The 25061-nt window shown below is 67.1% G+C and carries 15 protein-coding genes and 1 pseudogene; 7 read left to right on the top strand and 9 right to left on the bottom strand.

Going from position 1 to position 25061, the window contains the following annotated elements; genetic code table 11:
* Positions 1 to 483 precede the first annotated feature (483 nt).
* The 6 genes from istB to HYQ63_RS00435 form a co-directional block, all read right to left on the bottom strand.
* Entirely contained in the window at positions 484 to 1293 is an 810-nt protein-coding gene (gene istB / locus HYQ63_RS00460; RefSeq protein WP_257231499.1) for an IS21-like element helper ATPase IstB, read from the bottom strand.
* Positions 1290 to 2651 carry an IS21 family transposase gene (gene istA / locus HYQ63_RS00455; RefSeq protein WP_179931988.1) on the bottom strand — a complete coding sequence of 454 codons (1362 nt, stop codon included), beginning with the start codon at positions 2649 to 2651 and terminating at the stop codon, positions 1290 to 1292. The genes istB and istA overlap by 4 nt, the downstream gene beginning before the upstream one ends.
* Positions 2652 to 3144: 493 nt before the next feature.
* Positions 3145 to 3663 carry a hypothetical protein gene (locus tag HYQ63_RS00450; protein WP_179931987.1) on the bottom strand — a complete coding sequence of 173 codons (519 nt, stop codon included), beginning with the start codon at positions 3661 to 3663 and terminating at the stop codon, positions 3145 to 3147.
* 629 nt (positions 3664 to 4292) lie between these two features.
* Positions 4293 to 5336: a hypothetical protein gene (locus HYQ63_RS00445; RefSeq protein ID WP_179931986.1), complete on the bottom strand. Its 1044-nt coding sequence runs from the start codon at positions 5334 to 5336 to the stop codon at positions 4293 to 4295.
* 31 nt (positions 5337 to 5367) lie between these two features.
* Positions 5368 to 7341, bottom strand: a complete 1974-nt coding sequence (locus tag HYQ63_RS00440) for a DNA/RNA non-specific endonuclease (RefSeq protein ID WP_257231498.1) — start codon at positions 7339 to 7341, stop codon at positions 5368 to 5370.
* 267 nt (positions 7342 to 7608) lie between these two features.
* Positions 7609 to 10959, bottom strand: coding sequence for an ALF repeat-containing protein (locus HYQ63_RS00435; protein ID WP_179931985.1), 3351 nt, complete (start codon positions 10957 to 10959; stop codon positions 7609 to 7611).
* Positions 10960 to 11937: 978 nt separating this feature from the next.
* Between HYQ63_RS00435 and HYQ63_RS00430 the strand changes: the two genes are divergently transcribed.
* The 6 genes and pseudogenes from HYQ63_RS00430 to HYQ63_RS00405 all read left to right on the top strand — a co-directional run bounded on the left by HYQ63_RS00430 (position 11938) and on the right by HYQ63_RS00405 (position 20854).
* A complete protein-coding gene (locus HYQ63_RS00430; protein ID WP_257231497.1) occupies positions 11938 to 12432 on the top strand; it encodes a hypothetical protein in 495 nt (164 codons plus the stop codon).
* A gap of 64 nt (positions 12433 to 12496) precedes the next feature.
* Positions 12497 to 14698, top strand: coding sequence for a trypsin-like serine protease (locus HYQ63_RS00425; RefSeq protein ID WP_179931984.1), 2202 nt, complete (start codon positions 12497 to 12499; stop codon positions 14696 to 14698).
* 282 nt (positions 14699 to 14980) lie between these two features.
* On the top strand, positions 14981 to 17161 hold the full coding sequence (locus tag HYQ63_RS00420) for a glycosyltransferase (protein WP_179931983.1): 2181 nt from the start codon (positions 14981 to 14983) through the stop codon (positions 17159 to 17161).
* Between the two features lies 1 nt (position 17162).
* Positions 17163 to 19316: a LamG-like jellyroll fold domain-containing protein gene (locus HYQ63_RS00415; RefSeq protein ID WP_179931982.1), complete on the top strand. Its 2154-nt coding sequence runs from the start codon at positions 17163 to 17165 to the stop codon at positions 19314 to 19316.
* Positions 19317 to 19471: 155 nt separating this feature from the next.
* Positions 19472 to 19681, top strand: a pseudogene (locus HYQ63_RS00410) (transposase); the annotation flags it as partial.
* 1017 nt (positions 19682 to 20698) lie between these two features.
* Positions 20699 to 20854: a hypothetical protein gene (locus HYQ63_RS00405; RefSeq protein WP_179931981.1), complete on the top strand. Its 156-nt coding sequence runs from the start codon at positions 20699 to 20701 to the stop codon at positions 20852 to 20854.
* 303 nt (positions 20855 to 21157) lie between these two features.
* On the opposite strand, the gene HYQ63_RS00400 is transcribed toward HYQ63_RS00405, so the two are convergent.
* Positions 21158 to 21907, bottom strand: coding sequence for a transposase family protein (locus HYQ63_RS00400; protein WP_179931980.1), 750 nt, complete (start codon positions 21905 to 21907; stop codon positions 21158 to 21160).
* 496 nt (positions 21908 to 22403) lie between these two features.
* Between HYQ63_RS00400 and HYQ63_RS00395 the strand changes: the two genes are divergently transcribed.
* Positions 22404 to 23426, top strand: a complete 1023-nt coding sequence (locus HYQ63_RS00395) for a hypothetical protein (RefSeq protein ID WP_179931979.1) — start codon at positions 22404 to 22406, stop codon at positions 23424 to 23426.
* Positions 23427 to 23489: 63 nt separating this feature from the next.
* Here HYQ63_RS00395 and HYQ63_RS00390 read toward each other — a convergent pair whose 3' ends face one another.
* Complete coding sequence (locus HYQ63_RS00390; RefSeq protein WP_179931978.1) at positions 23490 to 24506, bottom strand: DUF4238 domain-containing protein; 1017 nt, start codon at positions 24504 to 24506, stop codon at positions 23490 to 23492.
* 150 nt (positions 24507 to 24656) lie between these two features.
* On the bottom strand, positions 24657 to 24839 hold the full coding sequence (locus tag HYQ63_RS00385) for a hypothetical protein (protein WP_179931977.1): 183 nt from the start codon (positions 24837 to 24839) through the stop codon (positions 24657 to 24659).
* Positions 24840 to 25061: the final 222 nt, after the last annotated feature.

Below are 25061 nucleotides of genomic sequence, written 5' to 3'. Positions count from 1 at the left end.
TGGCGGGTTCCCGAGCGGGATGTTGATTTGGGCGGTGGCGGGAGGTCGGGCAGCGCCGGAGGCGCTGAAGCCGGTGCCTCGCCGAGGCGGCGGGCCCGGTCTGCATCCCGGGCCTGGCCACGGAGGCGGTCGGCGTCCCTGCGGCAGGTGGGTGAGCAGTAGACCTGCCGGACGGTTTTCGGAGCCTGGAAGGCGCCCTCGCAGATGGGGCAGGTGCGTGTCTCCAAGGCATCCTTGCTGGTGCGGGCCGCAAGGCGGCACTGGGGCGAACAGAAGATCCTTTTCGGGCTCACATCAGTGGTGAACTCTTCCTTGCAGGTGGGGCAGGTCCGCTGGACGGGCTGGTGCTGGCGGTTGGCCTCCCTGCATGTAGGTGAGCAGTAGACCTGGCGGCTGGCGGAGTTGGTCACGGCGAACTCGGTCTTGCAGACCGGACAGCGTCGCGTCACCTGTTCGGGCGCCTGGGTGGTGGCGGGGAGCTGTTCAGGAGACACGGGCGTTCACCCCAGCTCGCATGGCCTCGGCTTGGTTCTGGTGACCACGCAGCCGGTAGGACGGACCGTCGATGCCGACGACGGCGGCCCGGTGCAGGAGTCGGTCGAGCATCGCTGCGGCGACGGTGGCGTCTCCGAAGGCGCCAGCCCAGTCGGCGATACCGACATTCGTGGTCAAAATGGTGCTGGATTTGAGATACCGCTGATTGATCACCTGGAACAGCGCGGATGCCCCGTCCTCGGGCAGCGGCAGGTACCCTAGCTCGTCGATCACCAGCAGTCTGGGGCCGGAGAAGAAGTTCATGCAGGTCTTCCAGCGGCCTTCCAGCGCGGCCTTGTGGCACTTGGCGGCGAGTTCTGCGGCGGTGGTGAAGTAGACCCGGTGTCCGGCGTCGACCGCGGCCCGGGCCAGTGCGACCGCCAGCATGGTTTTGCCGACCCCGGGCGGGCCGACGAACAGCACGTTGCTGGCGTCGTCCAGGAAGCGCAGGGTAGCCAGGTCACGGACGAGTTTCTCGTCGACGCCGGGCTGGGCCGCGAAGTCGAAGTCAGCCAGTGTCCACGGCTCTGGCAGGCAGGCGAACCGCAGCCGTGATGCCAGGCGGCGGGCATCAGTTGCCTCGACCTCGATCTCCAGCAGCCTCTCCAGAGCGGCGGTCAGCGACATGCGTTCCGCGCGGGCCTGGTCCAGGACCCGGTTGAGGGCCTCGGCGGCGTCGTTGAGTTTCAGGTAAGACAGGTGGGCTCGCAGTTGCTGGTAGCGGCGTGCTTCGCTCATCTGCATCGGCGTCGTGCTCACTCCTTGTTCTCCTCCTCCTTCGGCGGGGGAACGGTCCGCAGCCGGTCGGCCACGGCGGCATAGTGGGACAGGTCGATCACGACCCGTTCGGCCGTCGACCCGGTGACCTGCCGCCCGCGCAGGCGCTCGGCCTCCGCAAGGGCGGCCTCGGACGGAGGGCGGCGGACCTTTGACTTGCAGGGGGCCCGGTCGGAGAAGGACTCCAGCACCTTGCGTTCCAGGGCGACGACATGGCCGGCGTCCCGGATGGTCTGCCCAGCCCCGCGCACGGCCTTGCGATGGCGGGCGATGACTGCGCGGGAGATCGTGGCGATGTTCAGAAAGTCCTCGCCCAGACGGTGCACGACCCTCACCTTCGCGCCTGGCAGGCCGGGCGGCACTGAGTAGAAGTTGCCCTCGAACTGCACCAGTCCCTGCGGGGTGACCATGCGCTCAACGGTCATCTCTGCCGGGAACGGCAGGGCCGGGATATCCAGCAGTGCCTCGCCCGCCGCGAGTTCACCGACGGTGACCTTGGCGCCGGTGACTGTGCGGCGTCGTTCGTCCATCCTGGCGGCGAGTTTGTCGACCCCGGACTGAGCCTGCTCGACCGTCAATCCGTCGGGGACCGTCCGCCACCAGCGCTGGGCGGCGGAGTGGTTCATCTTCTCCACCACTCCCTTGCGGTTGCCGCGGCGTGGTGGACAGATATCAACGCCGACGCCGTAGTACTTCGCGACCGCGGCGAACGCGGCGGTGACCTGCCCGCTGGAGGGATAGCAGACGGTCGACATGCGGTCGAACCGCCACCGGCGCGCGGTCCCGCCCAGCTTGCGCACCACCTGATCGAGGGCCTGGACCAGGTGGGGGAAGTCCTCGCGCTCCGCGAGCTGGGCCCGCCACCGGCCCGAATGGGACAAGGCCCCGACCAGGAGATGCGCGTGTTCTCCAACGCCCCACTGCTCTGGAGGAGTGGGCAACTCGAGCCAGTCGAACTGGATCTCCTCGCCCGGTGGGTGGGTGATGACCGCGACGTCGCGGCCCTTGGCGCCGTGGCACGGCTCGCAGTGCGGCCGCACCTCAAACCGACGAAGAGCCCGGGTGAACGTCGAGTAGCCGCCCTGATAGCCGAGCTCGCGCACCTCGTCGAACAGCGTGGTCGCCCACAGGTGAGGATCATCGGCCATCCGCTGCCTGCAATAGTCCAGGAACGGTACGAACGCATCCGGCGCTTGGCGACGCTCGCCCGGCACCGTCTTCCCGTTCAGGTAGTCCCGGATCGTCTGGCGATCGCGGCCCAGATGCCGGGCGATCGCCGAGATCGTCCATCCCTGGCGACGCAGAGCGTGAGCGTCCACGTCTTCCTCCTGAGTGAGCATCCGGGCCCCCGAAAGGCCGACCGTCAAGCACACGCAGGCTGTCCACGACACACCGACGCTAGTTCGACACGCCGAGCAACATCACACGAAGAGACCGAACAACGTCACACGAAGGGTGGGGAGATCAACTGAGCAGGTTTGGCGAACCCCGCGAGTAGCCGTGGTGATTTTCAAGAAGCGCCATCAGCAGCACGCGGAAGGTGGGTCAACGCTGATGTGGTCCAGGACGAGTATCACGATTATGTGCTGGCCGGACGGCCAGTAGACAGCGCACCAGATGGACATCCCTGGCCGGTGCCGTCGTTCAAGAGCTGACGATCGAGCCGGACCGCCGCCGCTGGAGCGGTGCAGGCGCCGATCATCGAGGCCTTTCCTCGAGCCGCCTACGTGTCGGTGATCCTCTCGCCGCCTACTCCCATGTCGTGGCCCCCGCGTAAGCCGAGCCGTCTGGTCGACCACAGCGCCGGAGTCGGCCCCTCAAGCAGTGGCCGGTCTACTTGGCGTACGCAAGGGCCCGCCACCCCGCATTGACCGCTTGGGCGCTGTCCGGTACCGCCGGGTCCGGCTTATGGCCCTTTCCGTCCAGGCTGGTGAACTTCCAGTCTCCCGCGGCCCATACCAGGTCGGCCGTCTGAACGGTGGTGTCCGAGTCCGTGACCCCACGGGCGGACAGCTCGGTGTCGGTGAGGATCCACACCCTGACCCGGTCTCGGGAAGCGGATGCGACACGATACGCCCGGGACTGCAGGGTGTAGTAGTTCGCGTCGTCCGACTCTCCGAGCAGCGGCAGACCCGCGGTGGCTCGGAGCCCCATGGACAGACGGAGAGCGTCGTCGCCGATCTGCTTCTCCTTGCCCGGCTCAGCGGTGATGCGGTACTGCTGCTCTGTTGCGGCCGGGTCGAACGGGTCCCCGACGTCGTAGAAGTGGGCTGCCGCCGAGATGGCGCCGGTGAGGGTGTGCGGGTAGCCGACCGGCACCCCCTTCTTCACGCTCTTAGCGTTGGGGAGCACGGTCGGCTCCGTCGTACCTTGAGTCGGCAGCGATGAAGCAGTCGGCGGCTGGCTGGAGTGCTTCCCCGAGTCATCGTGCCCTGAGTCGGAACCGTTGGTGACGAACGAGAAGGTCGCGGCGCCGAGCGCAGCAGCAGCCACGAGACCGGCCAGGACCGTCAGACGACTGCGAGTCTGGCGGCGACTCTGGGAGGATCCGTCCGTGGACACGCGCTATTTTCCCTGCCTCATGTTGTAGAAGGGCATCCATCAGGGCGAAGACCGCACCGATGCCTTCGGCACGGTACAGCGAAGACAGACCTGGAAGCAGGGTAAGCAGCAGGCACCGACGAGACCGATGCCGGTGATCAGGCCTTCTTCAATCGACACCTGAGTGCCCACTACGCTCGTACCGCTCCTATTAGCCAGGGTTTGTTCTCTCCGTGCTGCTACTGCGCGGGCCCTTCGCCGCGGAGTGCGAGGGCTGGGTCGGACGCCCCGGACACCTTTGAGGAGTTCACCGCTCGTCCGCAAGTGGGGCGATGTGACAGCGGAGGCCGCCCGTCGCGGCTGGGGCCTGGTCGGCTTGCCGTCCTGAGTGCCCGTTTACGGGAGCCCGCCGCCGGTGCGATACCACCCGGCCAAAGGACTCACTGGATCAGCTCGATGTGCGGATGATCCGGGGATGCCGGACAGACGTGGAGTTGCAGATCATAGCCTCGGGCGAGGTCGATCAAGGTGTAGTTCGCCGGGGGAGTACCGGGGGGAAGCGGGTCGCGGGCCTGGTCTCCGTCGGGGACCCAACTTTCGGTGCCGGCGTTCCATTCGGTTGTGGCGATGGTAAGCAGCGGATCCATCTCGGCGCCGCATGTGGGGCAGATCCGGGGCATGGGATCGGTGAGGCCCCAACGGGTCCAGCCACCGACCTTCCAGCCGGGAGCGACGGACAGCTTGTTCATGTAGAACTCCTGCGGGGCGACGGCGTAGGAGCTGTCCACTGCGGCTCCGGCCGCCTGCCACATGCTCCAGTCTCCCAGCTGCTGCTGCAGTTCCTTGCTCAGCTCCAGGAAGTTGGGGTACTCGGTGACCTGCTCCGGCGCGAGCAGGCACGGTTCCGGCACGTAGCCGGGGAACTGGACCGCAGGCGGCTCGGGAGGCGTGTCGAGGACATCGGTGACCGCGGCGGCGGACCGCCAGAACAGCGCGGTCCGGGGGTGGTCCGGGTGATCGAAGGGGCACCACAGTACCTGGAGCAGATCGGCCTCGGCCTGCCCGGGCGGGCGCAGTAGAGGGATGTCACGCACGTACAACTGGGCCACGGGGAGCATGGCGATCGGGCCCTCGGGCCACGGACGGCCGGCATTGATCCGGTCGTTGATCGCCCGCTCCTCGGGCGTGTACCGGGACATTTCGGGAATGCCGTGCGGTCGGCTCGCCACGACCGCCTGGATGTGCCGCTGCAACCGCACGTCTTCCGGTGAGAGGGCCGCGTTCACCTGATCCCACACGTGCGGGCCGTCGCAGTACGGCCACGGCTCGTCGGCGGGCCACAGCAGCGGCCCGCCGACCGAACTGTCGTGCTGCGACGGAGCCCCGGCGCGGGGATGCAACCGGGTCGCGATGCGTGCCAGCGGGGCCAGTTGAGGGAAGAGCGCGGTGACGTCGAACGGCCGCGGTGGGGTGGTACGACTCATTCTGGCTCCCGATGGCGCGAATCGGTTGGGATCAGTTTCCGAGGTTGAGCAGCCCGGTATTGCGCTGGGTGTTGGTGATGTAAACGTCGGGGAACAGCGGCTGCGATGTTCCGTCCGCCCGCTCGACTGTAGCGCTCATCGTGACCCCCTCGGGAATCGTGCTGGTGCTGTCCCGGTAATCGGGCGTCACCTGGTAGAGGATGGCGTCGTTCGCCCCGAAGTTGGCGTCCCTCACCGCCCTTTGAGCCTCGAACTCGTAGGTCCGCATGCTGGGTGTTCCGGTGTTCATGCCCGACTGCCAGCAGGGGACGAGATTGTCCTGTCCGCCGTCCCGTATCTGGCCCTTTCCACCGAGGATGTTGGCGATCAGGTGACACCGGGCGAGCCCGGTCCCGGGGGAGTTGAGGCGGGCGAACTCCTGGGCGTCCTGCCAGCCGGTGATGTCCCCCGAGGCCTCGGTGCCCTTTGGGAGGTTCTTCCCGAGGCAAGCCTGAGCCATAGCCGCCCGGGTACCCGCCGGGCCGGGCGGGTTGGTGGTCTTGTTCCGGTGCGCGACCGGTTCGGTGGTGTTCCTGATCCACCCGTCGCCGGAGGGGAGCGACCCGGCCGGCGCGCTCCCAAGGCAGGCGGCCTGCGGCTCGGGGGTCGAGCTGGTGATCTCCACCTTGAATTGCTCGGCCTCCACCACTCGCTGGTTCGCGAAGCCTTCGGAGAGCTGCGTCTTGGCGGACTGGTTGTCGGCAAGCGGGGCGTGAACGCGTGCGCAGGGCCTGCTGGAATCCGTGCCGCCCCCCAGCTGGTAGATGTCCCACCCTCCGCTGCTGAAATTGGGGATGATCTCGGCGCACTGAGCGCCGTCGGTTCCTCCTTCGTGGGTGGCTGCGAAGGGGAATTCGCCACAGCTGTCAGTCGCAACAAAGTCCGTCATGGCCTGGAAGGGCTTCGACCCCCCGCAGGTGCGACTGGTGCGGTCGGCGATGCCGCTCTTCGCCCGGGTCAGCGGCTTGTCGCGTCCCCAGCCGTCGGCGAGGTTCTTTTGGGCCCAGAGATAGCCGGCCGCCGCGGCGCCCGAGCCTGACGCGTTCGGCAGCGCGCTCATCTTGACGACCGGCATGACGCTGGGCACGACGCAGCCGGGGCCAGGCGTGCTGGTGGAACTGGTTGTGTCCCGGACGTCGTCGTCGCAGCGGATCTTCTCCGGGTTGCTCCAGGAGGCGGTCGGGTCCGTGATCTGGGCGCCGGGGGAGGTCACGTACAACTTGTACGACGTCGTGAAGTCGACCTTCGTGGCGGCGGCGGGGGTGGAGGAGTAGGACACGCTGCCGTAGACGGACTGCCCCTTGACCAGTTCGCCCCCGTACCATGGGGTGGTCTTGGTGGCCTTGCATCCGGCCGAGCATTCGGACCTGAACTTCGCGGTCAGGGAGGTGACGGCCCCTGTCGCACCGGTCATGGTCACCGTGACGTTTTCGTTCCACGTCGTGCGCTTGGCGGGCAGGAGGGCACTGGTTGCGACGTCCAGTGTGCCGGTGCCGATCTCCTTGCCGTTGCCGTCCTTGAGCGTGTACCGCACGGTCAGGCCGCTCACGCAGTAGCCGAAGCGGCCGTAGTTCCACGTCCCGGGGGCCGTGATCGTGCAGTTGGCCGAGTCGTCGCCGGCGGCCGAGGCCGTCGGATGCGCGGCGGTGAGGGACTGTCGCCCTGCGGGCGTCACCGGCGTGGTGCTCGTGGTGACGCAGGCCTCCACGGCACCCGCCCTGCGCTCGCGGGAGCCAGCGCGCGTGGGCTCGCAGTCCTCCCTGGTGGTCACCGTGACAGGCCGGGTTTTGGTGAGGGTGGGAACGTCGGCCAGATCGGCCAGGTCGAGTCTGCCCACCTGGCGGGGGGATGTCTCCGGCTCCTTGGGTGCCGGCGCCATCCCGGTGGTGGTGGTGCCCACGGCGAGGACGACCAGCAAGGGGACGGCCGCGCGTCGGTACCGCGCAAAGAGGGAGGGTAATCGCATGGTCGTACGTACCTTTCGGGTGTGACGTGCTGCCTGGCGAGCGGGGGCTAGGGTGGTTGGCTTCGTATGCGACGGGCGGGATGTGGCCTATTCCGTCATGGAGCCGCCGGTGTTTGTACCAGTTGACCTACTCGGCGGTGGCCAACTCGACCTGCGCAAGTGTCTTCCAGGGCCGTTGCGGCTTGATCAACTCGGCTTTGAACAGACCGATCGTGGGGACACCTCGTCCCTCACTGTCTTGTCCGGAGTCAGCGCAACGCGCCACGGCTACGAGAAGACTTTGATGATCGGGGAGGCGACGTCTCCGGCGAAGTCGGTGACCTTGTCGACAGCCTTGGGGATCCTCTTTACGATCCCGATGCCCTTGGATCCCCCTCTGGTCACCAAGCTCAATGCTGCGCTGCCCGCCGCGTTGATGAACTCACCACTGCCGAATCCGTGCTCGATGCCTTCGAAGACGGCACTGATGCCGGCGGTGGCCAGAGAAAACCCTCCAAGTATGAAGGCGATCGGCGCCGTGACAGGGGCGCCGGCGGGGAACACGAGGCTGAGCGTTCCGAAGCCGGCTGACAGCAGTCCGGAGGCGCCACTGACGTAGTTGAACGCATCGGCCCACCCTCCAGCATCCTCCCACCAGTCTTCCTTGCCTCCGCCAGTTCCCTTCGGGTTGACCTGATCGTGAGTGGGGGAGTCGGCTGGGTTGTGGTTGTTCTGCTTGTCCTCGCCGGCCTTCTTGGCCGCCTCACGTGCAGCCGCGACCAGTTCAGCACGGCGCTTGTCCACAGCGATCCGTCGGGCGTCGCTGGCGGCGGCTGCCGCTGTCTTGGCGTCCTTGCCCGCTGTGACAGCGGACTGGCGCGCACTGGCTGCTGACGCCTGAGCGCTATACGAGGAATTGAGGGCGCTGCGGGCCGAGTCGATGGCCCTGTTTGCCGAGTAGTTCGCCGCGCGTGCCGCGCCATGGGCGACAGATGCTGCTGACTTGGCTTTGCTCGCGGAGGCTTGGGCGTTGGCGGCCGACTGGTCCGCGGCGTCCGCGTTCCTGTCGGCTTCCTTGGCAGAGTCCTCGGCCTTGTCGGCGGACACGATCGCCTTGCTGGCCCATTCCGCTGCCTCAGCCGCGGCATCCCGCGCGTCCGCCGCAGCCTTCGACGCCAGCGCTGCGTCCTTCTGCGCCTGGTGGGCGATCCGTGCGGCGGCTGAGATCGCCGCGCGGATGGCTGAGGCATGACTGGCGGAGTCGAAGTCGAGCTGCGCGGCCTGGTACTGGATGATGTTGACGAAGCGCCTTCGCATCCACGTCGGCCCGGCCATCGCAACATCCCCGTATGCCCTGGCGTATGGGCCTCCGGAGGCGATGATCGTTGACGTAGTCACCGCGTCGTCTTCCCGCACCGCCGCGGCGAGGTCGAGGTCGAAGAATTTTTGGAGTGCCTCCGGGGTGTCGGCCTTGAGCGCATTGTTCGCTGCTGTGATGACGGCCTTGCCCAGCTTGCTGTTAAGGATGCGGAAGATCTGGACGCGATTCTCGGTCTCCCGGGACTTGATCACGCCTGAGGTATTGAAGTCTCCTTCGGCTGGAACACTGTTGCTCTCGAGGGCCTTGGCTGCCGCATCCGCCACGGCAGGGTCAGATACCCGCGCGATGTGGACGATGGTCTCCCGGTTGTCCTGTGCCTCAGCGAGCTCCCGGTCGAGGTCTACCCAGGCATACACATCCTCGTCCGTTCCCGAGAGAGCGAACTGAGCAGCCTCCCGGGTCCATGCCCCTCTGGAGTCCAGAAGACCGATGGCGGCCTTCCGACCAAGCGTGCCGGCCAGAGGCAGGTCGCCTGCAGCCAGGGCCTGTTCGGCTTTGGCGATCAGATCCTTGACAGCTTGGCTGGTCTGTTCCGCCTGCGTACGCTTGTTCTGCAGGGCTGCGAGCTCTTCTGCCTCGATCCGAGCAAGTTCCCTGGCCTCGTCAATTCCCTGCTTGCGGTCCTCCTCCAGACTCGCCAACTCAGCGTCGCGCGCCTTCTGTTCGACCTTCACGGCCTTCTCAACAGCCCTAGTGGCAACATTGGCTGCCTTGACGGCCTCTACCGCATGGGCTTTGGACTTGTTCGCGTAGTCAATGGCCTGACCTGCATACTTCACGGCCTCATCGGCCGCATCCGCCGCCTTCTCCGCATGGTCGGCCGCCGAGTTGGCGTCATCGCGTGCCTCACCTGCGGCATCTGCCGCAGTGGTGGCCAGAGCGCTCGCCGCCGAAGCTGCGCTGGTGGCCTGGTTGGCAGCCTTGGACGCGATCTCCGCCTGGCGCTTTGCCTCCCCCGCCTCCTTCTGGGCTTTGCCGGCAGAGGCCGCAGCCCGCGCGGAGTCATTGGCCGCCGCCGCGGCGTTGCGGGCTGCCGATGCGGCTGCGACGCCGGCACCGGCGGCCTGTGCAGAGGCGTTGGCTGCCTGGTCGGCAGCCTTGGCAGCCGATCGCGCCCGGGCAGCTGCGCCACGTGCAGCGACAGCGGCGTCCTTCGCGACGCTGGCACGGGAGGCGTCCTTGGACGCAGCGATCGCGGAGTTGTAGGCGCGGGACGCGGCTAGGCCGGCGGTGGCGGCTGCCTGGGAAGCAGCCGTTGCCGCCCAGGCCGCGCGGCGGGATGCCCCCACTGCAGTATTGGAGGCCCTGATGGCCGTCCGGGCGGCATCCGCCGCGCCTCGAGCGGCTTTGGCTGCCTTGCGCGCTGCTGCTCCGGATCTCGCGACGTCTTCCCCGGCCTTCTCTGCCTCCGCTGCGGCTTTCTGGGCTGCTTCTTTGGCCTTCTGGGCGGCTGTCTGGGCCCGCTCGGATGCTTCGACCGCCAGGTCGGTCTTGGCCTTCGCCAGCTTCCCTTCCCTCTCCACCACCTTGACGAGTTCCTCGATGGTGGCCGACTCCCGGTCGCGGGCCCGCGCTATGTGCTGCCCTGTCTCGAGGAACCACAGCACATCGTCGTCGGTGCCGCTCAGTGCGCGATCAGCGTACTTGGTGAGTTCACGGCCAGCGGAGATCATCATCTTGCTGACCTCCACTCGCATGTCCTCGTAGTCAGCGGTGAACTGCTTCTCGGTGAGGAAGTCTTCGAGGGCCTGTTGCGTTCCGGCGTTCATGGCGGCAGTTCCTGCCTGCTGCACCGCCTTGCCGCCGTTGCTGATGACGCTCGACGTGGCCACCCGGAGGTCTTCGGTGATGGCGGGCTTGAAACCGTCCTTGACGAAGGCGGCGATGGCCGCGTCGCCGCTATCGAGGGCTGCCGTGGCGTCCCGGCGCATCCCCTTACCGGCGTTGGCCAGGTAGGTCAGGACGGCGACGCGGTTGTCCTCGGCGGTTGTCTTCGGTAACTGCTCGGTGAGGAACGTCTGGATGCTAGCGTCGCTGCCGATCAGCGCATCGGCTGCGGCGGCCCGGGTTGCTTTCCCGCCTGTGATCCATGCCCTCACCGCTTTCGCTCGCTCCGTGTCCGGCAGCGTGAGTGGATCAGGTACCTCGCCGTTGGCCGCGCGGGCTGGTGGTGTGAAGGCCATGGGCGCAGCGGCCACTGCGGTGGTGGTGGCGAGGGCGCCAAGAAAGCGGCGTCTGCTCCAAAACGTCGTCTGCATATGAGTGTTGTCCTCGTCATGGCTGCCGCCGTGGCGGGTCGGTGATCACTGACGCAGCGGTCCCACCGTGCGGCTGATTCGTTCGCAGGCTGCTGCGGTCCTGCGGATGGCCTGTTCGTGCCCGTGAAGGAGACAGGTGCTGCTTGGGGAGCGCGGTCGACGGCGTGCGGAGTTGCGGTGTCTGAAACAACTACCGCTCAAGGCAGCTGAGGTGCCGGAAGCTGCCTATGAAACTGCTCTTGGCGAAGCGGGTTGCGCAGGGGAAGCGGTCCTGCGCTGCCCGAACGCGATGTGTCCACTTCTTCGCCCGGAGCGTGACACCCCGCGATGTGCACGGTGGCACTTCCATCTGAACGCGTTGTGCGGGGCGCCTTCTCCCTCGACGCCTGCGCGCCGCCTCAAAGGGATCCTCACATGGCATTCCCAAGAGAGTAAAGCGGAGAGCTCCGTAGATCGTCTCAAAAGTGTCCACCTTTCCGCTCGTGAAGCATGGGCGGCACGGAGGCAAGGTTGTCACTTGAAGTCGTAGCTCATGACGTTGTGGGCCTGTGACCTTTTGTCATTCCTGCCGAGCAATACAGAGGCGGGCGCTACGGACCTTGGCTGATTCGGTGTCTGAATCCGCACGGGGGAGAGGAATTACCAGTGCGCCCATTTAGGCCGAATGTCAGCTTTTAGACATAAATGACTCGTATATGATGTTGGACATGTGGACAGTGTGTGGATTTAAATGGTCACGTCACGCACTGGTGGCGAGGCGGGAGCATGCCCCCGTTGCCGTCGCATCGAACGTCTCCAGATAGCGTCGGCGAGGGCTCTTCTTTGTTTGTACTTCCTGGTTGCTAATTCGCCCGAGGGGGCGAGTCCGTCCGGTGTGTAGGCACAGGTCTTTTTTCGTGCGCAGCTATGTAGATACGACTCCCTATTGTCGGGTGAGTTGGCGAGCCTCGTGACACTTGATCTAGATAGGGGAAACCCATGAAATTAATCGCTCGCGCCCTTGTGGCGGGGTGTGTTGCTGCGACCGCAGCCGTGGTGTGGTCTGTGTCCGGCCCGGCTGAGTCGACCAACGCGGCAGTGCCCGTCACCGCGGGATCACCCGAGCACGCGGTAGAGGACTTCAATTACCCGCAGGCCGACAAGATCCAGCTGGAGAAGGGCATTCTCCTCAAGCGTGGCGACGGACACATCGTGCTGGCCACGTGCGGCAGCCAGGACGGACAGCTGGAGATCTATGCCCGCAGTAAGGACAAGGTCTGCTTTCGGGTCACTGGCAACAGCGGATACCTGAGCCTGGAGATCCCTGCGGTCTACGGCATCAAGGGCAACGACTACAGCACCGATGTCACGATGACCGTGGGCGGCCAGGAGAAGAACTTCGATATCCCGAAGAATGCCTACACCCCGGTCGGCGAGAGCGACGACCCGGAAGGCCGCGATCACATGCTCGTCGAGATCGTCACCGCCCAGTAGCTCCTCCCGCCTACGACCCGTGGTGCCTGAGTTGCCCCGTGGCCATATTTTTTGAGGACCTGTCATGCATGCCCATCTCAAGAGCAGACTGCGCGCGTTAGCCGTTCTGGCAGCCTGTGCTCTGCCGGCCCTTGCGCTCCTGCCGACGTCCGCGCAGGCGCTCACCGGACCTGCCGACCACAACGAGGCCCACGGCTTCACCGCCCGCCTGGCCATCGGCGATGGCCAGCGCGCCTGCTCGGCCGCTCTCGTCGATGAACAGTGGCTGCTCACCGCCGCGAGCTGTTTTGCCGAAAACCCTGCACAGAGCGTGGAAGTACGGGCCGGAAAGCCGGCATGGAAGACCACCGCAACCATCGGCCGCACCGATCTGACCACCACGGCCGGGCAGGTACGCGAGGTGGTCGAACTCGTCCCGCGCGGCGGCCGTGACGTGACCCTTGCTCGCCTGGCCACCCCGGTGACGAACGTCGCGCCGATCGCCCTGGCGACCAGCGCCCCGACAGCCGACGAGCAGCTCATTGCCACCGGGTACGGGCGCACCACGAACGAGTGGGCCCCCCTCGCCATGCACTCAGGAGCCTTCACCACTGGTGCCCCCGCTGGCAGCGACCTGCCGGTCACCGGCAAGGACGGCGCGGCCATCTGCAAAGGCGACACCGGCGGCCCATTGTTCCGGGAAACGAACGGCAGGGCGCAGCTCGTAGGCATCAACAGCCGCTCCTTACAGGGCGGTTGCTTCGGCACCGACGCGGCCCAGACCGACACCGGAGCAGTGAGCGTGCGAGCGGACGACCTGAGGTCCTGGATCGACTCCACGACCCAGGGCGCGCACGACACCGATTTCAACGGCGACGGAGTGCGTGACATCGCCATCGCGGACCCGCAGGCAAGCGTCGGAGCAGCAACCACGGCCGGCCTGGTACGCGTCGTCTACGGCGGCAACAAGGGCACTGCCGAGATCACCCAATTAGCCGCTGGCGTCGGCGGGGTGGCAGAGAGCGGTGACCAGTTCGGCGACGCCCTGGCCACCGTCGACTACAACCTCGACGGCTACACCGACCTCGTGGTCGGCGTGCCCGGCGAGGACATCGGCAGTACGGCCGACGCCGGCCTGGTGCAGATCGTCTACGGTGCCGCCGACGGCCTGGGCAAGAGCACCCCCAGCGGCCTCGACCTTGAGCAGGGTAAGGGCGAGGGCGCTGTCCGCGCTTCAGCCTCCCAGGCGGGCGACCGCATGGGGGACGCCGTGGCCGCGGGCACCACCACCCTGGGCGAGCCATACCTGCTCATCGGCGTGCCCGGCGAGGACTCGGGCGGTGTCGTCGACAGCGGAAACGCCTTCTACCTGTGCGGCAAGACCAATGTCTCCGTGCACCAGGACACCAAGGATGTGCCCGGAATCGCCGAGAAGGGCGACCGATGGGGCAGCACCGTGGCCGGCTCTCCCGAGCATCTGGCCATCGGCGCCCCGAACGAGGCCATCGGAGAGAAGACTGGCTCCGGAGCAGTCACGGTCTTCCGCCACAGGTTGAATGCCAACAAGGAGCCGACTCCCCTGGCCGGCATCGACCAGGACAGTACCGCGCCCGAGATCAACGGCACCGCAGAAGCAGGTGACCAGTTCGCGGCCTCCATCTCGATGACCTCACACCGAGGCGCGGCCGGTGCCGCCACCCTGCCCACCGACAGCATCCTGGCTATCGGTTCTCCGGGTAAGAAGATCTCCGGTACCGCCGATGCCGGACGGGTTGTCACCGTACGCATCGCCGCCAATGGAGCCATGACCCAGCTCGCCGACATCCAGCAGGGCGCCGCGAACGTGACCGGCGTGCCCGAAGCCGGTGACAAATTCGGCGCTCAGGTCTCCGCTGTCAACACCGCTCCCGGTGCGGTGTCCACCACCAAAAGCACTCTGGTGGCCGTCGGTATCCCCGGCGAAGACATCGGCACCACCGCTGACGCCGGCTCCGTGGAGGTCTTCTCCCTGCTCGGCACTCCCGGGGACAGTGACATCGTGGTTGAGCCGGGCAAGGTTGGCCTACCGGGATCCTCCGGCGCCAAGCAGAAGTTGGGCGCCAGTCTCCACGCCGTGGGTACGCACCTGTACCTGGGCCTGCCCAGCGGCCCCGCGCCGTACGGGTCTGTACACACCGTGCCATGGCCCAACATCACTGACGGTGCAGGCGGCCCCGTAATCACTTACGAACCCGGCACGGGTGGTCTGCCCGCAGCAGGCGCTGCTTTCGGCACCGTCATCCGCTAGCTCCAAGTGGCAGGTACCGCACCGATCGCGCCCTGACGCGCAGCAGGTCCCCTCGGCGCTCCTCCCGCGGCGGCTCCGAGAGCACAGCACATCACGCCTAACCGGCCACGAAGCCCAACGCACCGCGCCGCATACCCGCAAAGCCGGTGGCTCCGCGTCCTCTGCATGCGCATGGCATGCAGAGGACGTCTGATCCAGATATTTCCTTGCGTGGCCCCGATGCTCCCACGCAAGGCGGACAGCGCTGCCCCGACCAAGGAGGCGGCGCGGGGAGAACGAGCAGTGAAGATCGCCTTTCTGATCAACAACGCCTACGGCATCGGCGGGACGATCCGCGCCACCGCCAACCTCTCCCGCGCATTAGCAGCCCGGCATGACGTCGAGGTCGTGAGCGTCCACCGGGTGAACGACGAGCCCGAACTCGCTCTCGACGAGCGGGTGCGGCTGACCACGCTGATCGACATGCGCCAGGACCGCCCCACCTACGAAGGCGACCACCCGCTGACCCGCCAACCGTGCACGATGTTCCCGGACACCGGCGCCGCAGCGAACTCCGCGCGCCTGCCCTACTCGGCGCTCCAGGACGAGCGCATCGGCGAATGGCTGCACGAAACCGACGCCGAGGTGGTGATCGCCACTCGGCCCGACCTCAATGGCTACCTCGCCCGCGACGGCCAGAACCGGCACCTGCGCATCGGCCAAGAACATCTGAGCCTGGACGCTCACGACCCCACGTTGCGCGATCACCAAAACGAGGCGGTTGCGCAACTGGACGCATTCGTGACCGTCTCCGAGGCCGACGCCGCACAGTACCGCCGAGCCCTGCCGAAGGCGGCAGCCCGCATCCTGTGCATCCCCAACAGTGTGCCCCGGCCCGCAGTCGAGCCCTCCGACCACAGCTCGAACGTCATCATCGCGGCAGGCCGCCTAGCCCGCGTCAAGCGGTATGACCGCCTGATCGACGCGTTCGCCAAGATCGCCAACCTTCACCCCTCCTGGACTCTACGGCTGTACGGGCGCGGGCCCGAGCGGCCGAACCTGCGACGGCAGATCGACGAACTCGGCCTGTACGACCGGGTGTTCCTCATGGGAGCGGTGTCCCCGATCGAGAGCGAGTGGGCGAAGGGCGCCCTGGCAGCCGTCTCCTCGGACATGGAGTCGTTCGGCATGACCATCGTCGAGGCCATGCACTGCGGCCTCCCAGTGATCTCCACCGACTGTCCACACGGCCCGGCCGAGATCATCGACGACGCCACCGGCGTCCTCGTCCCCCTGGACGCCGGGGTGGACGGCTACGCCACTGCCCTCGACCAGCTCATCACCGATGCTCCGCGCCGCGCTCGCCTGGGCACCGCCGCGCGCGACCGGGCCGACGCCTACGCGCCGTCCGCCGTCGCCGACCGCTACGAGAGGCTGTTCCAGGAACTCGCCCACTCCCACAGGCCCCGGTCGACCACCGCCACCCGCCTCCGCTCCTGGTGGTCCAACCGACGAACTACCGCCTCCACCACATCGGTTGCGAGGCGTACACCGTCACCCACGCCCGTCCCGCCGTCCGCGGCGACACCCCCCGAGCGCCCCACGGCCCACGCGCGCAACACCTCCGACGGCGGGATCACCATCGACCTGGACCCGACCACCCTGCCGGTCGGACCGCTCGACTTCCTGGCCCGTCTACGCCGCGACCCCGAGGGCCGGACACTCCGGATCCCCGTACCCGACACGGCCTCCTCTTCGGGCCCGGACGGCGTCCGTATCACCCTCGACCCGGCCCGGCATCTGCTGCCGGAGGGACGCTGGGACTGCTACGTCGTAGGCCGCGACGCCCCGCCGACCAGAACACGTCTCCTATGTGCCATGGCTGAACGCGCACGCCGCGTCGGCCGGGGCCCTGACCTCAACGACGCCTATGTGACCTCCTGGCTGCCCTACGAGACGGCCGACGGCTTCCTGGCGCTGCGCACCTGGCAGCGGCGAGCCCACGCCGAGATATCCGGCATCACCATCAGCGACGAGCACGCCACCGTCACCGCCCGGCTCTTCACCGTCGCGTCACCCACGTCCTTGCACCACAGCCAGGTGAAAGCCGTCTCCCGCCAAGGAGACGCCTACGACTTCACCGTCCCGGTCACCAGCACGCCCGACGACACCGGTGCTTTCTCCTTCACGGTGCCCTACGCCCAAGCCCTGACCAGGCACAGCAGCCCGCACGACCTCTGGGACTTGCGCCTCCACCTTGACGATCACGGCTCCCCCATTCCCCTCGGCCGCATCGGCGGGGACATCGTCGACCGCAAGAAGACCGATGCTCTTCCGGCGGTTTCCATGCCGCATGACGCGTACGGCACAGCGCGCGTCAAGCCCTTCTTCACAGTCACCAACGACTTGGCGTTGAGTCTCCGCACCCAGGAGGAGACCACGCCCGAGCGATTGGTGCAGCCTTCAACGAACTCGGATGTATGACATGAGACGTCTGATGCGGCTCGGCCGCGAGCGCGCTTACACCCTGCTGACTCCGGCTCTGGCAGTCACCCTGCTGGGCATCGGCGCCCCGGCCACTTTCGCCTCTCCCAGCATCGGACGAGAGCCAATGCCTCCCACCGGCCCGAACCTGGTCGAGAAGGCACACTTCCAGATGGACGAGGAAGTGACATCCCGGCAGGTAAGCGGAGGCCAACCCCAACAATTCACTGCTTCAGTGGCTGTGGGCGCCGAGCTCGGCGCCGCGGGGAAGGTGGGCACGGCCCTGCACCTGGACGGCTCCTCCGGCTACGCCGCCACGTTCGCCCCCATGCTGGACACGACGAAGTCGTTCTCCGTGTCGGCGTGGGTGAAGCTGGACGACAAGAAGGAGAACTGCACGTTCCTCTCCCAGGCCGGAAACCACGCCAGCGGATTCCAGCTCTACTACTCCAAGACCTACGACAAGTGGGTCTTCAACCGCCACACCAACGATACCGACACCACCCAGCTCATCCGCTCCATGAGCAAGGACGCGGCCAAAGCCGGCACATGGACGCACCTCACAGGTTCCTACAGCGCGGAAGACCAAGAGCTGTCCCTGTTCGTGAACGGACAGCTCCAGCAGTCGGAGAAGTTCACGACACCCTGGCGAGCCGAGGCAGGTCTGCAGCTTGGCCGACTGCGCTACAAGGGAGCCTGGGGCGAGAACGCGCACGGCGCCATCGACGACGTCCAGCTCGTGCAGTCCCCGGTGTCGGCAACCGATGCCGCGGCCCTGGGAAGCGGTGAGATACCGGACCACCTCCAACAGCTGGCGAACTTCCCGCTCGACGAGAAGCCGGGCAGCCCGCGAGTCAGCGGTGGTCTCGGCGCCGGCCCCGTCGGCAGACTGGCGGGCCGTGGAGCCGAGCTGGGCGCCGCGGGGAAGGTGGGCACGGCCCTGCACCTGGACGGCTCCTCCGGCTACGCCGCCACGTCCGGGCCCATGCTGGACACGACGAAGTCGTTCTCCGTGTCGGCGTGGGTGAAGCTGGACGATAAGAAGGAGAACTACACGTTCCTCTCCCAGGCCGGAAACCACGCCAGCGGATTCCAGCTCTACTACTCCAAGACCTACGACAAGTGGGTCTTCAACCGCCATGCCAGTGACACCGACGGCACCCAAATCATCCGCTCCATGAGCGACACAACGGCGGTGGCAGGAACCTGGACGCAGCTGACGGGCGTGTACGACAGGGAAGCCAGGACGATCCAGCTCTTCGTCAACAGCCAACCGCAGCCCCAAGCGACCTTCACTACCCCCTGGCGGGCACAAGGTGGTCTGCAGTTCGGCCGTCTCTACTACAACGACGCGTGGCATGAGCACCTCGACGGAACCATCGACGACGTCCGCATATCCGAACAGGACGCCGACGGCCCCTGCCTCGCTCCAGACGCCATAGGCCACCGCGGAGCACCCGAGTTGGCGCCGGAGAACACGATGGCCTCGCTGGAGGCCGCGGTCGATGGCGGTGCGGACTGGGTGGAGACCGACGTGCAGTTCACCAAGGACAAGCAGCCGGTCATCCTCCATGACGCAACCGTGGACAGAACCACCGACGGCACGGGGAGAGTCGACCAGCTGACGGCCGCGGAGGTAGCGCGCCTCACGATAAAAGGAGGGGGACGGGTTCCCACCCTCCAGCAAGTACTGAACTCTCCCAAGGTACGGTCCGTGCAACTTCTCCTGGAGATCAAGGGCCCACAATCCTCTGAGGAAGTCGACCTTGCGCTCCGTATGGTGCACGAGACCGGAATGGCACCGCGCACGCTTGTGCAGTCTTTCGATGAAAACGTAGTCAAAGATGTGACCGTCTCGCCCTACCGGGCGCGCGTGGGCTTGCTCCGTTCCAACGTCGATGCTGACCCCGTGGCCACGGCCCGCGAGTACTCCCTCGACGCCTACGCCGTGAAATTCAAGGGAATCTCGGACCAGGTGGAGAAGATCGGCAAGCTGAAGTCCGCAGGCATTGAGGTATTCGTCTGGACGGTTGATGACCAGAGCGATTGGCAGTCCTCTGTTTCGTGGGGCGTCGACGGCGTTATCACAAACCGCACGCACGAGTACCTTCAGTGGCGAAACTCCTCCTGCGTCGGCGGAAGCGAAATCGATTGAGAGGTGTACACGCCGAGAGCGGATGCAGTCCTCGCGCTCATGACCCGCAGCGGCGGCAGAGTCGCCGACACAGTCGAGCCCATCTACAACAAGGTCGAGACGCCGTCGCTGACTCCGTCTTTCCCATCGTCAAGGTCTCCTCCTTGCATGCGAACGATGGCGGCGGCCTGGTCGAGATATCTGTGCTCCGCGACCGGGACGGCACCTTCGAACCGAAGATCGTGCGCAAGCGGCAGAAGCGCCTGTCCGGAGTCGACGAGATGGTGGTCTCTCTGTCCGCGAAGAGCCTGACGACCGGCGAGGTCCAGGCCCACCTCGCCGAGGTCTACGGCGCCGACGTCTCCAAGCAGACCATCTCCACCATCGCTCCTGCCGACCTCGGAGGATGGACGCGACGACGTAGCCGACTTGGCCTTGACCAGGCGATGGTTGTTTAACCGCAGCCGGGGCCGACTTCGATGGGCAGGTGTCCTCACGTGTCGAAGATTTGCCGCCGCTGGTCGTCAAGATCCATTTTGCTCGCTGCCACTGTCATGCCCCCGACCCCGCCCCCGTACAGTTCCCGGCCGCCGCGGTGACGTCCTGACACTGCTTCTGGCTGCGCTCGAGCTCGTTCACCCGCTCCACCCAGGTTCCGACGTGTAGCGCGAGTCCCTGAATGGACCCGGCCCGGGCCGCCGGTAGCCAGCCCGAGATGTTCAATGTCCCGAGCTGCTGGAGGAGCTCGAACTGGGCACGGAGCTGCCGGTCGAGTGGGGTCACCAGCACAGTGATTCGTGGACGCACTCCGCACGGCGGCTGGTGAGCTGGAACCTGCTGGGCTCATAGCGTCGGCGCTTACGTCGTGGGCACCGAGATGCCGGGCAGCTTGGGGGAGGAGGGCGACGATGAGGACCTTTTCGACCACGCCACCGCGCGGGCTACCGCCCGGAGGACGTGGCGGACAAGCTGCGCGCTGCGGTGAGCGGCTGCGCGTGATGACGCTCGATCTCCTTTGTCCGAGCCGGGCGGGCGGCTGCCGAGCGAGATGCGAGGCGCGATAGACGGCGCGCTGCGAGGGAGCCGTAGCTGGCCGAGTCGTTGACAAGCAGTCTACGTTTTCACCCACCTGCACTTGAATGCCGCTTGGCCGGTACTTGACTACGGGGAAAGTAGATTTGCACGTCAAGCTAACCCTCGGACACCGATTTGCGGACTGATCGCGTCGTCGATGAGCTCCGCAGGAGGGGGATAGAAACGTGAAGGGCACTCTCAAAGCGTTGTGCATCACCACGGCCTTGGCTGCCGCCATGCTGGGCGCGCCCGCCACAGCGAACGCCACCGCCACATCGTCATGCACCGCCATCTCAAGCACAGCCATGCGGTTCAAGGAGGGCACTCCCATGCATGTGTTGCCCGCGGGAAGCTCCAGGGTCTCGGGCTACCTCGACGACTACTACCGCTCTGTCGACCAGTCGTGCGTCAGCGACGCCGGCAAGCAGTGGTGGCATCTTCAGCTCGAGGGCGGCTACGTCTATGACGGCTACCGGATCGGCTGACCACTGCCGCATGCCGCCACAAGTAGGGTGGCGTTCCACTCACCCACACGCGGCACATGGCGGGTAGCCCCGGACCTCGGCCTCGATCGCCTCGCACACGATGGAACCTTCGTGGCCAGCCCGCAGCGGGACCGTCCGAAGGTATGATTGTGCGGCTCGCCGGCCGGGGCCCAGACCGTAACGGCCTCGCGGAATACCTCCGCTCGCGCGGAGCTCACGGAGAGGCGACCAAGGAAGGACATGCGTGAAGGGAACACCTCCGCTCGCGCGGAGCGCACAGCTACGACGACAAACTGAGCATTTTCAGCGCTGACGTTCCAGGGTGAGGATGGCTGCGGCGATGGCGGTCATCCGGTTGGGGCTGCAGCGGGCTTTGCGGAAGATTCGCCAGGACTTCAGCCTTGCGATGCTCCGTTCGACCGGTGCCCGCGCCGCGGACAGAGCCCGGTTGATCGTCCGCTGGGTCGTGGTGAGGTCCCGCCCGGGAAGCCGTCTGATCGGTGTGGTCACCCACGGGCCGGCGTCGATGTAGGCGCGGTCGGCGAGGACGGGAACACCCTGGCGTTCGCAGATCCGGATGATGCGATGGGTTCGGGCCGCGGTCAGGTCATGGGTGCGGCCGGGCAGCGCGGGCGAGATCCACAGCAGCTTGCCCGCGGGGTCGGCGACGACCTGCACGTTCACGCCGTGACGACGGTGCTTCTGCGAGAAGTCGGCCCGGCTGTCGCCGACGCGATCGCACTCGGCGAGCGTCCCGTCGAGCAGGACGTGATCAGGATCGGCCTCCCGCAGGACTCGCAGCAGTCCGGGTGCCCGACCGGACAGGTGCTGGACGACAGCCTTGACGTAGGCGTGGGCGGTGCCGACGGATATACCGAAACCGGCCGCGATCTGCGCGAGCGAGTCGTGGCGGCGCGGGTAGACCAGGCCGACGAGGGCACGCTGGTGAGGCGGCAGCTTGCAGCGTCGGTCACCCTCCCGGGTGACGATGAGCATAGATACCCACTCGACCAGGGCGTGCGGCAGGTCGAGTGCGGCAGGATGGGGAACCAACAGGGCTCCTGTACCGATGGGTTGAGACTTCGAACACCTCCCTCAACGGCGCGGGAGCCTTGTGCGTTGCGGTCCTCATCCTGACTCGGCCTGGGTCACTCGATCAGTGGCCACTCTGAAAGAGCTCAGTGAGTGAAAAGACGGAGACTGGTGGGCAGGATTCCCCCTCACGCCCGGTGCGCGGGCAGCTGACCACCGCGGCAGTGGGGCGTCCGGCCGACTGATCACCAGCCCGGCCCCTGCCGTCGCTCGACGACAGGGGGAGAGAAACCCGTGGGGTTCACCGCACAGCATGATGAACGCGGCCGACTCGACGCCACTCAGCCCGCCCTCGGCTGCGGCTGGGCCTGGGAGTCCGTCCACCGGGTCCGCCCACGCGTCGCCATGACGTGCCCCGAGTGTGCGCACCCGCTGCATGCAAAGGTCTCCCGCCACGGCCTGCGGTTCTTCGCCCACGACCCCGGCTCGCCCACCTGCGCGCTGGCGGGGGGAGTCCATGGAGCATCACCTGCTGAAGCTGGAACTGGCCACCGCCATCCGCGCGGCCGGCTACCACGCCGAACTGGAGGTCCGCGGGCCCGACGGCGACTGGCGAGCCGACGTCATGGCTTCCTCCCCGGACGGCACCGTGCGCACGGCCTGGGAAGCTCAACTATCCCCCATCACCGCCGACGAGATCCGCGAGCGCACCGCCCGGTTCACCAAGGACGGCGTACGAGCGTGCTGGGTGGCAACCAAAGTGCGGCCGTGGGTGGGCGAAGTGCCCTCCATCCACGTCCGCCCACCCGACGACGACCAGCCTCAGTGGACGGTCGCCGGCGGACTGGCCCGCTTCAGCATCGAGGAGCCCGACCCGCGCCTGGACCAGGCCATCGGACGTGGTGGGTGGGAGGAGAGCACCACCGACCTGCGGTCGTTTGTCGCATGGACGCTCACCGGCCGCATAGTGCCGCACCGACAAGGCCTCTACATCGACGAGCACTACTGGGAAGGCCTGTGGACCGCGCCCCAGTACATCGACGCCGCCACCGCCTACAGCAGGGCCGAGGAGGAGGCACGGGCCGAGTGGGAGCGACAGCAACGCCGCAAGGAGATCGAGCGGCAACGCCACGAGGCACAGATGCGAGCCGAACTGGCCCGCCCGACGCCGACGGTGCCGCACCAGCACCGACCGCGCAAAGCCTCAGACGAGCTGGAGTGGGAAGTCGACCTTCCCCGCGAGGAACGCGAGCGCCTCCACGCCGCCACCCTTGCCAAGGCCCGTGTCCTGTACAACATCCGCGGCGTCCTGCGGCACACCGACGGCAACCGGCGCTGGGCCCTGGGCACACCCCTGTACGCGGGCAACCGGCCGTATGGCGTCCTTCGCCCGAGTCCGCAATTCATCGACTGGAGCCTGCTCAAGGGCCTGGTGATCTTCGTCCGCAACTACGACGAGCTACGCATGCTGGGCAAAACTGCCCCCGACGGCACCCACATCGTCGTCGTCTTCCCCGACGGCCAGTCGTCGTCCGACTGACCACCCGCACCACGAGCACGGGCAGGACCGGGGGGAGCGGGCCTCCTCTCGGGTGTCCTGGATTCAGTCGGCGTCGGTGCTGAGCTGTTCCAGAAGGGCGCGTAACCCGGGGTGCCGAACGTGGAGGTGCTCGATTGCGGGGGAAGTCGCGGGGCCATCGCTGGGGGTGACGGCGAGGCGGGGCGCGGGGATGTGAAGCGGAGCGTCGGCCAGGTGGAGGTGTGGGGGCCACGGCATGGAAGGGAGGCGGTAGACGGCTTCCTGGCACCAGGCGGCTGCGCCTCGGTTGGCCTTGGCCGCCATCCGGCGGGTCAACCGGCCGTGCTGGTACCGGGTGGTGGGTGGGGCGGAGATCAGAAGGTGGGTGGGGGAGACAGGGGCAAGGAGCTGAGCGGTGGCGGGAAGCAGCGGAGGCGTGATGCTGTACGTGCCGTCCTTGCGGCGCACCGTCACGCCGCTGTCGGACAAGACCAGCAACGGCACGTCGGCCCGCAGCAGCACCAGCTCCCGGCCCGGGGCGTTGAGCGCGGCCTGGGCGTGCTGGAACGCCCGGAGGGCCGCCCGCAGCGGCGACCGAGGATCACCAGTCCCCGCCACGTCAGGCGCTTGGTGGTAGGCGATCCAGAACACCTCCACCCGCTCCCACGGCTCGAGCTCGCGGCCCAGCCGTGCCTGCCACCGCCCAACCGCCTCCGCAGCCCAGAACATGGGAAACAAGTGCGTCCCCACCTGCTCGTCCCAGGACCGGAACGCCTGCGTGCGCACCAGCTGCCAGGCCAACGTGTCCACCAGCACCCCGCGCTCCGCCTCGGCCAGAGGCCACTGGCCACGCCGGATCGCCCGCAGCACGGGAGCCGCACGGTCATCCACCTCGCGAGCCAGGAACGTCTCGACGGCAGCCCGCTGCGCGCCCTCAGCCACCCGATCGGTATTGAAGTGCTTCTTCATGGCTGCCGCCCTGACCGGGGTCCGGTGCTCCGCACCGCTGCGCCATCGCCCAATCAGGTGGCCGTCCTCGGTGAATTCCCTCAGCCACAGCCGGGGCACCAGGTGGTGATCCTTCGGCGTGTTCTCCCTCATGTCCATCGATGCTAGGTCGAGGGGTGCTGTACGACGGCGCCGAGTTCGGACTGCGATGCCAGTGCTCAGTAGCGCTGTGGTTCAGGGCGTTGGCGGCCCTGAGGGCTTCCTCCGCGGCTCCTGAAAGGAGCTTCGCGTTGTCCGGGAGGTTCACGAGTGTGTCGGCAGCGTCGGCGAGTACGTCAGCACTGTCCGGCAGAGTCCTGAGGAGCGGGCGGCACCGGCCAGTACGGTGGCACTGTCCTCCAGGTTCTTGCGGGTGTCAGCGACGTTGGCCAGCAGGTTGGCGCTGTCCTCCAGGTTGGCGAAGGTGCGCGCTGAGCTGCGCAGCATGGTGGTGCCGTCCTCGGAGATCCCGAAGCCGTGAACCCTCGGGTCGGCCAGCTCCTTAACAACGACCTTGAGCAGAGAGGCGAGTTCCGGGGCGGTCTTGGCGAACTCGTCCAGCGCGGGTCCGATGCGGTCGACGACTTCGCTCGAACGGCCTCCGGACCGGCCAGCACTCCGCTCTCACGCAGCATCGCTCGCAGACCGATCTGAGGTGGATCGAACACA

The sequence above is a fragment of the Streptomyces sp. Rer75 genome (assembly GCF_013414305.1).
Lineage (GTDB): Bacteria > Actinomycetota > Actinomycetes > Streptomycetales > Streptomycetaceae > Streptomyces > Streptomyces himastatinicus.
Note: the sequence above shows the minus strand (reverse complement) of the source record. Positions and strands in the feature narration are given on the sequence as shown.

Coding starts and splice junctions, on each gene's coding strand:
- HYQ63_RS00415 (WP_179931982.1), top strand. CDS start 17,163: ATGAGACGTCTGATGCGGCTCGGCCGCGAGCGCGCTTACACCCTGCTG.
- HYQ63_RS00430 (WP_257231497.1), top strand. CDS start 11,938: ATGAAATTAATCGCTCGCGCCCTTGTGGCGGGGTGTGTTGCTGCGACC.
- HYQ63_RS00390 (WP_179931978.1), bottom strand. CDS start 24,506: ATGAGGGAGAACACGCCGAAGGATCACCACCTGGTGCCCCGGCTGTGG.
- HYQ63_RS00405 (WP_179931981.1), top strand. CDS start 20,699: ATGCATGTGTTGCCCGCGGGAAGCTCCAGGGTCTCGGGCTACCTCGAC.
- HYQ63_RS00385 (WP_179931977.1), bottom strand. CDS start 24,839: ATGCTGCGCAGCTCAGCGCGCACCTTCGCCAACCTGGAGGACAGCGCC.
- HYQ63_RS00395 (WP_179931979.1), top strand. CDS start 22,404: ATGGAGCATCACCTGCTGAAGCTGGAACTGGCCACCGCCATCCGCGCG.
- HYQ63_RS00445 (WP_179931986.1), bottom strand. CDS start 5,336: ATGAGTCGTACCACCCCACCGCGGCCGTTCGACGTCACCGCGCTCTTC.
- istA (WP_179931988.1), bottom strand. CDS start 2,651: ATGCTCACTCAGGAGGAAGACGTGGACGCTCACGCTCTGCGTCGCCAG.
- HYQ63_RS00435 (WP_179931985.1), bottom strand. CDS start 10,959: ATGCAGACGACGTTTTGGAGCAGACGCCGCTTTCTTGGCGCCCTCGCC.
- HYQ63_RS00425 (WP_179931984.1), top strand. CDS start 12,497: ATGCATGCCCATCTCAAGAGCAGACTGCGCGCGTTAGCCGTTCTGGCA.
- HYQ63_RS00440 (WP_257231498.1), bottom strand. CDS start 7,341: ATGCGATTACCCTCCCTCTTTGCGCGGTACCGACGCGCGGCCGTCCCC.